Source organism: Pseudomonas sp. GL_090 (assembly GCF_057837765.1).
The window spans coordinates 351577-364347 of record NZ_CM174452.1 but is presented as its reverse complement, the minus strand read 5'-3'; the positions used below and the strand labels follow the sequence as shown (position 1 = coordinate 364347).

8 protein-coding genes are annotated in these 12771 nt (G+C 61.0%); 2 read left to right on the top strand and 6 right to left on the bottom strand.

The window, feature by feature from the left end; translation table 11 throughout:
• Window positions 1–86: 86 nt before the first annotated feature.
• Window positions 87–851, top strand: coding sequence for a methyl-accepting chemotaxis protein (locus tag AC3ITA_RS01630; protein ID WP_489280737.1), 765 nt, complete (start codon window positions 87–89; stop codon window positions 849–851).
• 117 nt (window positions 852–968) lie between these two features.
• Here the strand turns inward: AC3ITA_RS01630 and AC3ITA_RS01625 are convergent, their stop codons facing one another.
• The 5 genes from AC3ITA_RS01625 to AC3ITA_RS01605 all read right to left on the bottom strand — a co-directional run bounded on the left by AC3ITA_RS01625 (window position 969) and on the right by AC3ITA_RS01605 (window position 10051).
• Complete coding sequence (locus AC3ITA_RS01625) at window positions 969–1571, bottom strand: DUF924 family protein (protein ID WP_150672320.1); 603 nt, start codon at window positions 1569–1571, stop codon at window positions 969–971.
• Window positions 1572–1574: 3 nt separating this feature from the next.
• Window positions 1575–2585 carry a class 1 fructose-bisphosphatase gene (locus AC3ITA_RS01620; protein ID WP_095942319.1) on the bottom strand — a complete coding sequence of 337 codons (1011 nt, stop codon included), beginning with the start codon at window positions 2583–2585 and terminating at the stop codon, window positions 1575–1577.
• A 273-nt stretch (window positions 2586–2858) separates the two neighbouring features.
• The gene (locus tag AC3ITA_RS01615; RefSeq protein WP_489279232.1) at window positions 2859–4232 is read right to left on the bottom strand and encodes a DUF3999 domain-containing protein; all 1374 of its coding nucleotides are present in this window, start codon (window positions 4230–4232) and stop codon (window positions 2859–2861) included.
• Window positions 4229–7435 carry a DUF2339 domain-containing protein gene (locus AC3ITA_RS01610; RefSeq protein WP_489279230.1) on the bottom strand — a complete coding sequence of 1069 codons (3207 nt, stop codon included), beginning with the start codon at window positions 7433–7435 and terminating at the stop codon, window positions 4229–4231. Before AC3ITA_RS01610 ends, AC3ITA_RS01615 begins: the two co-directional genes overlap by 4 nt.
• A gap of 165 nt (window positions 7436–7600) precedes the next feature.
• Entirely contained in the window at window positions 7601–10051 is a 2451-nt protein-coding gene (locus AC3ITA_RS01605) for a glycogen/starch/alpha-glucan phosphorylase (protein WP_095942316.1), read from the bottom strand.
• 256 nt (window positions 10052–10307) lie between these two features.
• Between AC3ITA_RS01605 and AC3ITA_RS01600 the strand changes: the two genes are divergently transcribed.
• The gene (locus AC3ITA_RS01600) at window positions 10308–10745 is read left to right on the top strand and encodes a YkgJ family cysteine cluster protein (protein ID WP_095942315.1); all 438 of its coding nucleotides are present in this window, start codon (window positions 10308–10310) and stop codon (window positions 10743–10745) included.
• A 201-nt stretch (window positions 10746–10946) separates the two neighbouring features.
• On the opposite strand, the gene typA is transcribed toward AC3ITA_RS01600, so the two are convergent.
• Window positions 10947–12767, bottom strand: coding sequence for a translational GTPase TypA (gene typA / locus AC3ITA_RS01595; protein ID WP_095942314.1), 1821 nt, complete (start codon window positions 12765–12767; stop codon window positions 10947–10949).
• Window positions 12768–12771 lie beyond the last annotated feature (4 nt).

Genomic DNA, 12771 nt, shown 5'->3' with positions numbered 1-12771 from the left:
TTCACACCTCGATCATCGAAGTCTCCTCGGCCACCGGCCAGGTCAACGAGGTGGCACTGCGGGTAGTCGCCGCCTCGAACTCGTCGATGTTCAACTCAGACCAGCAAGCCTCGCGCACCAGCAGCGTGGCCGCGGCGATCAACCAGCTCGGTGCCGCCGCCCAGGAAATCGCCCAGAACGCCGCCCTCGCCTCGCAACATTCCAGCGATGCCCGCAGCCTGGCCGAAGACGGCCAACAGGTGGTGGATAAAACCATCGCGGCGATGCAGCAACTGTCGGCCAAGATCAGCGATTCGTGCGGCAACATCGAAAGCCTCAACAACAACACGGTCAACATCGGGCAGATCCTGGAAGTGATTACCAGCATCTCCCAGCAGACCAACCTGTTGGCGCTTAACGCCGCCATTGAAGCGGCGCGCGCCGGTGAGGCCGGTCGTGGTTTCGCGGTGGTTGCCGACGAAGTGCGCAACCTCGCTCACCGCACCCAGGACTCGGCGCAGCAAGTGCAGACGATGATCGAAGAGCTGCAAGTCGGCGCCCGGGCAGCGGTGGGCATCATGACCGACAGCCAGCGCCAGAGCGAAAGCAGCGTCGGCATCGCCAATCAGGCGGGGGAACGCCTGGGCAGCGTGACCCAGCGCATCGGAGAGATCGATGGCATGAACCAGTCGGTCGCCACCGCCACGGAAGAGCAGACGGCCGTGGTGGAGTCGATCAACGTCGACATCACCGAGATCAACACGCTGAACCAGGAAGGCGTGGAGAACCTGCAGTCGACCTTGCGTGCGTGTGCCGATCTAGAGCAACAGGCGGCGCGGTTGAAGCAGTTGGTGGGTAGCTTCAGGATCTGAGGCGCTGCTACCGGCACAATCGCCAGCAGGCTAGCTCCCACAGTAGATCTCCAGTGCAACATAGATCAATGTGGGAGCCAGCCTGCTGGCGATAGCAGCATCAGCAACACCGCAAAACTAAAACCGAGAGCCCGGCGTCGACAGAAACTCGAGTTCCTCAGCCGTCGATTCCCTTCCCAACACCGCATTGCGATGCGGAAAGCGCCCAAACTGCGCAATCACCCTCTGATGCCGCTCGGCGTAATCCAGGTAATCAGCAAACAGCGCTTGATCACCTTCAGGCTGCTGCGCCACCAATCCGATATAACGCGAGACGCCTTCGTTCTGCACCGCGAGGTTTTCGCTGTGCTCGAACACCAGGTAGATGAACACCCGCTGAATCGGCTGCAACTGCCGATCGAAATCCGCGGCAATGCCTTGGGCCACCAGCTTTTGCGCCCGCAGATCGCCTGCAAAGGCTTTGGGAGTATCGCGAAAGATCATTCGCGGGATTTGATCGAGCAACAGCACCAGGGCCAGCCAACCTTCGGGACGTTGCATCCACTCGGTCAATCCGCCGGCCAGTGCCTGCTCGGCCAAGTCCCCGAAACGCTCACGCGCTTCGAGGTCCTGGCTGTCGCGCTTGCCAAACCACAACCTGCCCTTCTGCGCCGCCACTTCCCTCGCTGATCCGGAACTTCCGAACCACCAATCAAGCAACGGCTGCCAGGGCGCGGTCATGGTTTATTCCTTGTGGTAAGCCGTGACACGGGCAACTTCTTCTTTCGAGCCGAGGAACACCGCAACACGCTGGTGCAGGCCTTCCGGCTGGATGTCGAGGATGCGCTGGTGGCCGTTGGTGGACGCGCCGCCCGCCTGTTCCACCAGGAACGACATCGGGTTGGCTTCGTACATCAGGCGCAGTTTGCCCGGCTTCGACGGCTCGCGGCTGTCGCGTGGGTACATGAACAGGCCACCACGGGTCAGGATGCGATGCACGTCCGCGACCATCGCGGCAACCCAACGCATGTTGTAGTTCTTTTTCAGCGGGCCTTCATCGCCTGCCAGCAATTCGCCGACGTAGCGCTGTACCGGTGCTTCCCAGTGACGCTGGTTGGACGCGTTGATGGCAAATTCCTGGGTGGCTTCAGGAATGGTGATGTTTTCGTGGGTCAACACGAAGCTGCCCATTTCACGGTCCAGGGTGAAGCCTTTCACGCCGTCGCCCAGGGTCAGGATCAGCATGGTCTGCGGACCGTAGATCGCGTAACCGGCGGCCACTTGCTGGGTACCTGGCTGCAGGAAGGCCTTTTCATTCAAGGGCTCGTTCTGGCTCAGGTATTCGTTCGGGCAACGCAGTACCGAGAAGATGGTACCGACCGGGGCGTTGATGTCGATGTTCGACGAACCGTCCAGCGGGTCGAATACCAGCAGGTACGCGCCTTTCGGGTATTTGCCCGGGATCTGGTAGGCATTGTCCATTTCTTCGGACGCCATGCCGGCCAGGTGACCGCCCCATTCGTTGGCTTCGAGCAGGATCTCGTTGGAGATCACGTCGAGCTTCTTCTGCACTTCGCCCTGGACGTTTTCAGTGCCCATGCTGCCCAGAACGCCACCGAGGGCGCCTTTGGACACGGCGTGGTTGATCTCCTTGCAGGCACGCGCCACCACTTCGATCAGGAAGCGCAGATCGGCAGGAGTGTTGTTGCTGCGGGTCTGCTCAATCAAATAGCGACTCAAGGTAACGCGGGACATGGAAGGCTCCGGAGGAATGGGGGGCTAAAAACCCGCGCAGTTTAACGCGAGTCGGGGCGCATTTCCTCCTATCAGACGTGATCGGCCGAAGAGAGTTCATGCGCGGGGATGAGCGTAGTTGGAAATGGGCTGGATGTGAGCTCGGGGAAAGAGGCAAATCCGGTATTTTTGTTGAATGAACTAACGCTTTCGCGAGCAGGCTCGCTCCCACAGGGGTACGCATTCCAACTGTGGGAGCGAGCCTGCTCGCGATTGGGGGCGCAGCACCCACTGTCAGGATTTGACAGAGGGCTTGCGCAACAAACTGAACGCCATCGCCGCCAGGAACAAGACACTGAGCAACAACACCGCCCACAAGCCGAACCTCTTCCACTGAGTGTCCGTCGTCGCCAGCGTTTTCTCTGTCGATGCATTCGAGACCACCGCCCCGACATCCACCATGGCCCGGCCCAGGGTCGCGAGCTTCGTCGGGCTGTAATCCGGAATCAGCGTCGACAGCGACAAGTTCGCCGCCTTCGCCGTCGAACTCCCCACGGCCAGCGTGTAAGGCCCAGGCCCGCGCGCCAGGAACACCAGTTGCGTGGCACGCACGGCAAACTTCAACGTCGGTACCTGATCACCCAGGCCGCCGCCGCGTTCGTCCACGGTCAGTTTCAATTGCTGCACGATTTGTCCTGACAGCTGCAATTCGTTTTGCACCACGTCCTGACCGTTCTGGGTCAGGCGATAGAGCAAACCGTTGCCCAACGACTGCCATGGCAGGCTGCTGTCACGCCGCCCGGCCAGGCTCACTGGCGCCAGGCTGTTGGGCTGGCTCAACTCGACCTGCACCCGCTCGACATTCAGCCCCATCGGCAACTGCCAGGTGTATTCACCCGCCTTCACGCTGCTGCCGGCCAATGCCTGGGACCAGACCAACGGCAGCGGCAGGCTGCGGATATTGGCGCTCTGCAGTTGCGCCGACGTCAGTGTCGGCGCCGAATGCGGGGTGATCCACAGCAACCGCAGGTAGCGCGCCGGCTGGCCCGGCAGGTTGACTTCATGCTGCTCGACCCGCTCGTCGGAAAAGGTCAGGCGCGCCACCTGCCCTTCACCCCAGGACTGCCAATGCTGCAAATCATCGCTGGCTTCGACGGTGAAACGCTGGAAGCCGTCGCGCTCGCTGGTCCAGTCGAGAATCAACTGCTGCAACGGCGCCTTGATCGCCGAAGCGTCGAGCAACCAGCCGCGCAACTCCTCCTCACCCGCCTCCAACTGACTGGAGGGCTGCACCTCGACCAATGTGCCGTTGGTGCTCGATTGCACCCGCACGCTCGGCGCGGTTTCAGTGGCGTCCACCGAGCTGTACAGCGCAAACCATTTCACCTCGTTCAAGGTCCGCGTTTCATTGCTGCGCGCCGATTCCCGAGCCAAGGCGTAAGCCTGAACATCGCCCACCGCGTTGAACACACGCACGTCGCTCAGGTCGGCCTGCCGTGCATTCAGTTGTACGCTCAGGGGCAGTTCAATGCGATACCAGGGGCCTTCGCCCGTCACCGACAGGGGCACTTGGGTAGTGAAGTCCGCCGGTTTTTCCTGGGCAACCGCCGACAACACCACGCCCATGGCAACCGCGCCCAACCAACCCAGGTTCAGCTTCTGACTCAAGACGACACTCCTTCGGATTCCGGGACCGGTTTCTCGATATCCGGCACAGCTTCGGCACGCTTGGGCGGCAGTGGGGCGAAATAACCCACCACCAGCAGCAACACGCCGACACCGATAAACGACACGATCCGCGCCAGCCCGCCGCGGTTACTCAATTCAACAAAGAACAGTTTGGTCACGACCACGCCGATCAAGGCGGCGCCGATCAACCAGACTTCCCGGCGACGACGCAAATGGCCGCCGATCATCAGGCTCAGGGCCATCAAGGTCCAGACGATGGACAACCCGGCTTGCACCTGCATCGACGCCAGCAACAGGTCCAGCTCGAACGGCACCCCGCTCCAATGGTGCGCCGTACGCATCACCAATGCCGTAAAGAACACGAACAGCGAGGCACCCGCGACCCCTTGCGTGGCGATGGCGGCGTAATCCTCGCGGACTGCCAGTTGTGTCATGGCGCTGCGGGACCAGGCATAGACGCCGAACAACGCGAACAGCAAGCCCAGCTCCAGCGGGTTGATCAATGGCACGTAGGGCAGTGGCTCGGCGTTGCCGTCACTGGCGACATTCGCCAGCCAGAACCAGCCGAGCATCAACAACGCCAGCGGCGCGGCGGCGTATACGCGGTATTCGCGTGGATACGCCGACACTGGCCAAGGCCACGCGCGAGGTGCCGCCATCAGCACCAGATACAGACTGGGCAGAATCGCCCAACCCAACCAGCGCCAGGCGTTGTATTGCTCGGACAACACCAGCAAGCCGTAACGCAGCTCCAGAGCCAATACACCCATCAATAGCCAACAGCCGAGCACATGGGCCACGCTCGTCACGCGCGCCGCCAGCATGAGCGCCAGGCGCCGCAGGGACATGAAATGCACGACGAACACCGCGGCCCACGCCAGCCAGCCGACGTTGGCCGCCGGGTGATAACGCGAGTGCCAGGCCGCGAGCAGCACCAGTGCCGCCGCGGGAATCAACGCCGTGCAGAGCACACCCAGTGACGGCCATTTCAGGCGCAGCGCCAACACCGTCCACAGCGCCACACTCACGGCAGCGATGCTCAACAACAAAGTCGCCCGCACCGGCAACGGCGCAAAATGCAGCACTTCGATGATCCAGGCCAACACCCACCAACCTGCGCCCCACACCAGCAACGCTTGGGACAATCGCAACAGGCTCAGCCCTTCGAATGTTCCAAGCGAATGACCAATCTGCAAACGCCAGGCCCCGACCATCGCCGCCAGCCCCAACACCAGCGGCGCCCAGAATCCGGCATGAGCCAAGGGATTCAGCCCTTCACTGAACAGCGGCCCCGTCGCCAGGAACAGCGCGCCACCCAACAATTGCACAGCGAGCGCGGTGAACACGAAGGTGCGCGATGGCAGGCGCACGCCAACCAACAACGTCAGCGCCCCGGCCAGGGCCCAACTGATCACCGTGCCGTGGCTGAAGAAAAACAACGGCGCCAGCAAATAGAGAAACGCCAGCCCGAGGCATGCCAGGACTGGCAGGCCTTTCAGTTCCCAAGGCCTGATCTGTTCCGGCAAGGCTTTACGCAACTGGTGGAAGCTGAACAGCAACGCGATGCCCAGTAACAACGCGCCTAGCGGCTCGCCGCCGAGCAGGCTGCCCTCGCTGTCGTGCAGCTCGCTGAGAAACGCCAGCGCCGAACCCAGTTGCAGGAGCAAGGCAAACGCCCGACCCAAGGGCCTTTGCTGGCGCAGGCCGAGCCAGAAGATCCCCGCGCCCTCCACCGCCCACGCCGCTGTCGTCCAGCGTGCATCAAGCCCCAGCGGAATCGCCAGGCTGGTGAAGATCACGCCCAAAGCCAGACAGGTTTCCCCCAGCAACAGAGTGCGCCCGGCCATCAGCCAACGGGCAAGCCCCATATAAATAATGCCCAGCGCCAAGGCACTGAACGCCGCCGCGAACTCCAGATGCTGTACCAGTGCGAACTGCAAACCGAAACCCGCCAGCGGCGGGCCGAACAACAGAGTGCCGTCGACGTAGTTGCCCTTGCGCGCCGACCACTGCAACAGCGATTCGCGACTGCCCTCTGCCGGTGCATCGCTCATTTCCAGCAGCCTGCGCCGGGCGAACAGCAGACCAATGGCCAGGTACATCAGGAAAAACAAAATCAGAAACGGCTCGGTGCTCCACAGTAGTTCCGGCGAGTAGGAGCGCAGGCCCCAGGCGAAACCGATGCCGAAGGTGCCGGTGAACCCGATGACATTCAACAGCCGCCAGGCCTTGAACCAGGCAATGACGAAGATGCCGGCGTTGAGCAGGGCGAAGTAGCTGAACAGCGCGACGTGGTTGCCGGCGCCGGTGGAGGCCAGTAGCGGCGCGGCGAACCCGCCCAGTGCGGCTGCGGCGGCCAGCCCCAGGGAGTCCTGGGTGATGGCGAGAATCGCCGAACAGACAGTCACCGCCACCAGCAGGCCGAACCCCGCCGAGGGATCGAGCAGTGGATGCAGGCGCATCGCGGCAAACACTGTCAGATACAACACGGCGATCCCGGCGCCTTGCAGGATCAACGCATAACTGCTGTTGCGCCCTCGCAACCACCACCCCAGCCCGAGCAACCCCAAGGCTGCCGCCGCAACGCCTGCATAACGCAATTCAACCGGCACCACCACGCCTTCGGTGGCATAGCGCAGCAGGAAGGCCAGACCGAGGAACAGCAGCACCACGCCGACCCGCAACACGGTATTGCCGCCGAACAACCAGGCCCGGGCGCGACTGATGGCGCGGTCGATGAGGTTCGGACCACGCGGGGGGGCAGGTGGTTGTGCCTGGCGAGCGATCGTCTCGGCCTTCCAGGCATCGGCAGGCTGCGAACGGTTGGTTTCGGTGGCCGCGACGGCTATCGGTTCGAGTTCGGGCGGCAGCTCCCAGAGCAAATCCGGGGCCGCTGCAGGTGCTTCATCGAGGATGGTTTCAGGTGAGACCAGTGGTTCGCGGGTTTCCGGCGCCTTGACGCCCGATGCTTCGAGCAGCGCCAGCCGTTGCTCGACCGCGTGCAGCGCTACCTGCGCCTGTTCCAGCAAGCGCTGCTGCTCGACGGCCTGCGAGTCCATGCGAGTCAGGCGAAGGGCCTGGCCGATACCCAATCCGAGTAATGCGCCCAACAGTGCATCACTGAATGACTCGTCGAGTATCCAGCCGAGCACCAGCCCTATCAGCATGAACATCCATTGCATGGTCGATATCCCTAAGCGGCCCCATCGTGGGGCAAGTCCAAGCGGTACAGTGTCTGATCAGTCTAGTGTGAAAACACCACAAACCCTGCCGCTCGGCAATCCGGCGCCTAGTATATCGATCCGGCCCGGCAACAACCGGGCCTTGCTCGCAGTTCTGGCTGAAAACTACTCCAGTGCCTTCCAGATTTCCGTTGCGTACTCGCGAATGGTCCGGTCCGACGAGAACCATCCCATCCGCGCCGTACTCAACACCGCCGAGCGCCACCACTCCTTCGAATCGTGCCAATGGGCTTCGACGCGCATCTGGGCGTGCCAGTAGGAATCGAAGTCGGCGCAGACCAGGAAGCGGTCGTAGTCCACCAGCGAATCGATCAACCCGGTGTAACGGGACGGATCATCCGGCGAGAACACCCCGCCACGAATCGCTTGCAGCACATCGTTCAGACGATGGGACGCGGCAATATCCGGCACCGCGCTGAACTCATGGTTCTGCTTGCGCGCTTCCACCTGCTGCGCGCTGAGGCCGAAGATGAACATGTGCTCGGCACCGATGAGGTCGCACATTTCCACGTTGGCCCCGTCCAGGGTGCCGATGGTCAGCGCGCCGTTCAGGCCGAATTTCATGTTGCTGGTGCCTGACGCTTCGAACCCGGCGGTGGAGATCTGCTCGGACAAATCCGCCGCCGGAATGATGCTCTCCGCCAGGCTGACGTTGTAGTTGGGCAGGAACACCACTTTGAGCAAGCCGCGCACGGTCGGGTCGTTATTCACCACCCGGGCGATGTCGTTGGTCAGCTTAATGATCAGTTTGGCCTGGTGATAACTCGCGGCCGCCTTGCCGGCGAAGATTTTCACCCGTGGCACCCAATCGATTTCAGGTTCCGCGCGAATCGCCTGGTACAACGCCACGGTGTGCATCAGGTTGAGCAACTGGCGTTTGTATTCGTGGATCCGCTTGACCTGCACATCGAACATCGCCGCCGGGTTGACCGCCACGCCCAACCGCTCATGAATCAGGTACGCCAGGGCTTTCTTGCTGTGCAGGCGTTGCTCGGCAAACGCCTTGCGGAATGCACTTTTCTCGGCGAACGGCTCGAGGGCGAGCAAACGCTGTTCCGGGTTATCCAGCACTTCGGGCCCGAGGGCATCGACCAGCATCGAGGTCAGCTCGGGGTTGGCCTGATACAGCCAGCGGCGGAAGGTGATGCCGTTGGTTTTGTTGTTGATCCGCTCCGGGTAGAGCTTGTGCAATTCGGAGAACACCGTTTGACGCATCAGTTGCGTGTGCAGCCCGGACACACCGTTGATGCTGTGGGAACCGAGAAACGCCAGGTTGCCCATGCGCACCCGGCGTCCGTTGTCTTCCTCGATCAGCGACACCGCGCGCAGCACGTCGAAGTCGTGAATGCCTTTGGCCCGCAGGGAGTCGATGTGCTGGGCGTTGATCAGGTAAATGATCTGCATGTGCCGTGGCAGCATGCGCTCCATCAGGCCAACTGGCCAGGTTTCCAGCGCTTCCGGCAGCAACGTATGGTTGGTGTAGGACAACGTATCGACGGTGACCTGCCACGCCGCGTCCCATGCCACGTCGTACACGTCGACCAGTTGCCGCATCAGTTCAGCCACGGCAATCGAAGGGTGGGTGTCGTTGAGCTGAATCGCCGCGTGGTCGCCCAGGGTCAGTACCGAGGTGTGCATGTTGCGATGGCGGCGCAGCAGATCCTGCAACGAGGCGGCGACGAAGAAATACTCCTGGCGCAGGCGCAATTCCTGGCCGGCCTCGGTGCTGTCCGCCGGGTACAACACTCTGGAGATACTTTCGGCCCGGGCCACTTCGGCCACGGCGCCCAGATGGTCGCCAGCGTTGAAACGCTCCAGATGCAGTTCTTCCATGGCCCGGGCGCGCCACAAACGCAGCGTGTTGACGCTTGCCCCGCGCCAACCGACCACCGGCGTGTCATACGCAATGGCCCGTACGGTTTCCACCGGGTGCCAGACTTGCCTGGACTTGCCGTTTTCATCGGTCACTGTCTCGACACTGCCGCCGAAACCGATCGGGTAAACCACCTCCGGGCGTTCGAACTCCCAGGGGTTGCCGAAATCCAGCCAGTGTTCGGTCTGCTCCTGTTGCCAGCCGTCGACGATGGCCTGGCGGAACAAGCCGTGCTCGTAACGAATACCGTAGCCATGACCGGCGATGCCGAGGGTCGACATGCTTTCCATGAAACACGCCGCCAGACGTCCGAGGCCGCCGTTGCCCAGGGCCGCATCGGGTTCCAGCAGGCGGATGCGCTCAAGGTCGACGCCGAGTTCGGTCAGGGCTTCGCGGGCCACGTCGAGCAGGCCGAGGTTGCTCAGGCTGTCGTAGAGCAGCCGGCCGATGAGGAATTCCAGGGAGAGGTAATAGACGCGCTTTTGACCTTTGCGGTAGATCTGCCGCGTGTGGTCCATCCAGTGCTCGACCATGTGATCCCGCGCGGCCAGGGCAATGGCTTCGAACCAGTCATGGTCGAAGGCGTGATCCGGGTCTTTACCCACTGCATAAGTGAGTTTGGTCAAGACGGCGTCGCGGAATGCGGCCACCTCTGCTTCGCGAACAAGTGGTTCTTGAGTCATCGATAGGACCTCGAGCGAGCTTGGAGTTGTCTGAGCCTAGTCGGTCTGACAGACGGTAGAGGCTCTGGTTCGGCAGTTTTTCCTTTGAATGCAAGCTGGATCGACATTGCGTTGTCTTGTTCCTGAATCAATGCAGGGCTCGTGCCTATTTTCCGGTTGTTTGCGCTGTCTGTGAAAAAAACTGGCGAAAGGTTGTTCAAAAATCCACCAGTCCCGGTATGATCGCGCGCCCTGATGCACACGCTGGTAACAACCGATGATGAAGCCGAACCTGATCGCTGCCGCAGAGATCGACCGCCTCGATACCTGGGCCAAGTACTCTGCCCCGATGTGCGGCTCATGCATGTCCAGCTGCTGCACCCTGCCCGTCGAGGTCAAGATCAAGGATCTGGTCCGCATCGGCGTGGTCGATGAATTCGAGCTGGGTGATCCGCCGAAGAACATCGCCAAGCGCTTGCAAAAAGAAGGCTTGGTTGAACGCTTCAACCAGAAGTCAGGAATCTTCACCCTCCAGCGCATGAGCAACAACGATTGCTACTACCTGGATCGTAAGAGCCGTCTGTGCACTATTTATGAAAAGCGCCCGGATACCTGCCGCAATCACCCGAAAATCGGCCCGCGGCCGGGGTATTGCGCATACAAGCCCAAGGAAGTGGAGCGCGAGCGGAGTTCGCGGGCGATTGAGCGGTTCTGATCCATCCTGAAATCTTCTGTGGCTGATTGGCCGCCATCGCCAGCAGGCTAGCTCCCACAGGGGATTTGTGTCGATCACAGGTCAAGTGTGGGAGCTAGCCTGCTAGCGATGGGGCCCGAACAAACACTGCACAAATCCCAGACAAACAAAAACGCCCCCGGCCTTTCGACCGGGGGCGTTTTCGTTAAGCCGGGCTAAATCTTATGCCTTGGCTTTCTTGGCAGCGCGGGTACGCTCGCTTTCGTCCAGGATCTTCTTGCGAAGACGGATGGACTTAGGAGTCACTTCACACAGCTCGTCGTCCTGAATGAATTCCAGAGCCTGCTCCAGGGTGAAGCGAACAGGTGGAACCAGGGCGATGGTTTCGTCTTTACCCGAAGCACGCATGTTGTCGAGCTTCTTGCCCTTGGTAGGGTTGACGCCCAGGTCGTTGTCACGGCTGTTCAGACCCACGATCTGACCGTTGTAGATTTCCTGACCGTGTTCTACGAACAACTTGCCACGCGCCTGCAGGGTTTCCAGGGAGTAGGTCAGTGCCTTGCCGGTTTCAACCGAAACCAGAACGCCGTTCTGACGGCCGGACATGTCGCCGGACTTCATCACGTCGTAACGGTCGAAGATCGAGGTCAGGATGCCAGCACCGTTGGTCAGGGTCAGGAACTGGTTACGGAAACCGATCAGACCACGAGCAGGGATGTTGTATTCCAGACGTACACGGCCCTTGCCATCCGGCACCATGTTGGTCAGGTCGCCCTTACGCAGGCCCATCTCTTCCATCACCTTGCCCTGGGATTCTTCAGGGGTGTCGATGGTGACGTTTTCGAATGGTTCGTGCTTCACGCCGTCAACCAGACGGATGATCACTTCCGGACGGCCTACAGCCATTTCGAAGCCTTCGCGACGCATGGTTTCGATCAGTACCGAGAGGTGCAGTTCGCCACGGCCGGAAACCTTGAACTTGTCAGCCGAGTCGCCTTCTTCAACGCGCAGTGCAACGTTGTACAGCAGCTCTTTGTCCAGACGTTCCTTGATGTTACGGGAAGTCACAAACTTGCCTTCTTTACCGCAGAATGGCGAGTCGTTTACCTGGAAGGTCATGGAAACGGTTGGCTCGTCGACGGTCAACGGCTTCATCGCTTCAACGGTGTCCGGGTGGCACAGGGTGTCGGAGATGAACAGCGAGTCCATACCGCTGATGCACACGATGTCGCCTGCGGCAGCTTCTTCAACGTCTACACGGTGCAGACCGTGGTGACCCATCAGCTTCAGGATACGACCGTTACGCTTCTTGCCGTCGGCGCCGATAGCGACAACCGGGGTGTTCGGCTTGACGCGACCACGAGCGATACGGCCAACACCGATAACACCCAGGAAGCTGTTGTAGTCCAGTGCGGAGATCTGCATCTGGAACGGACCTTCACGGTCAACAGCCGGCGCCGGTACGTTGTCGACGATCGACTGGTACAGCGGGGTCATGTCTTCAGCCATCTCGTTGTGGTCCAGACCGGCAATACCGTTCAGGGCCGAGGCGTAGACGACTTTGAAGTCCAGCTGTTCTTCGGTGGCACCCAGGTTGTCGAACAGGTCGAAGATCTGGTCCAGAACCCAGTCCGGACGCGCGCCTGGACGGTCAACCTTGTTGATGCACACGATCGGACGCAGGCCGGCTTCGAAAGCCTTCTTGGTCACGAAACGGGTTTGCGGCATAGGGCCGTCTTGAGCGTCAACCAGCAGCAGAACGGAGTCGACCATCGACATTACGCGTTCAACTTCGCCGCCGAAGTCGGCGTGGCCCGGGGTGTCCACGATGTTGATGTGGTAGCCGTTCCAGTTGATGGCGGTGTTTTTCGCCAGAATGGTAATACCGCGCTCTTTTTCCTGGTCGTTGGAGTCCATCACGCGCTCGTCGTTGAGCTCGTTGCGCTCCAGGGTGCCGGATTGACGCAGGAGTTTGTCTACCAGGGTGGTCTTACCATGGTCAACGTGGGCAATGATGGCGATGTTGCGTAGATTTTCGATCACTTGT